Genomic DNA, 474 nt, shown 5'->3' with positions numbered 1-474 from the left:
TTTTGTGATAATAACGTTGTAAAAGATGTGGAGAATGATTATGAAAAAATATCTTCTTCTTTGCCTAGTAGCAGGCACGACTCTTTTAGCTTCGATGCAAACCTATGCTTCGATTTGTTCGACTCAAACGGGTCAAGCGTGGGGTGACTGTATGGTTTGGTGTTTAACAAATAGCTATGAACAAGGTCCAGGAGCTTATGCTATTTGTGCATTTTTATAATAACATCACAATAGGACGGTAGCGCTCCTGCCGTCCTCTCATGACTCACCCACACTGCCCCTAACCTACTCCTGCCACCCCAGTATCATTTGCTCTGAGGTGGCAAGGCGTCCCATTGTTCAGCAAGAGAAATTTCCTCTGAATGCTGTGCTTTATCCTGCCAGTGGTTTTCTATCGCTTCACTCATACGACGCATCCAATCAGCCAGTTTTAGTGCTGCATCTTTTTCATTTTCAAATGACGGTATTTTGTCG

General features: G+C 43.2%; 1 protein-coding gene. It reads left to right on the top strand.

Translation table 11 applies throughout. The features are described 5' to 3' along the window. Window positions 1-40: 40 nt before the first annotated feature. Window positions 41-220, top strand: a complete 180-nt coding sequence (locus tag Xhom_RS25410) for a hypothetical protein (protein ID WP_071933905.1) — start codon at window positions 41-43, stop codon at window positions 218-220. Window positions 221-474 lie beyond the last annotated feature (254 nt).

This window comes from Xenorhabdus hominickii (assembly GCF_002632725.1).
Classification (GTDB): Bacteria; Pseudomonadota; Gammaproteobacteria; order Enterobacterales; family Enterobacteriaceae; genus Xenorhabdus; species Xenorhabdus hominickii.
Note: the sequence above shows the minus strand (reverse complement) of the source record. Positions and strands in the feature narration are given on the sequence as shown.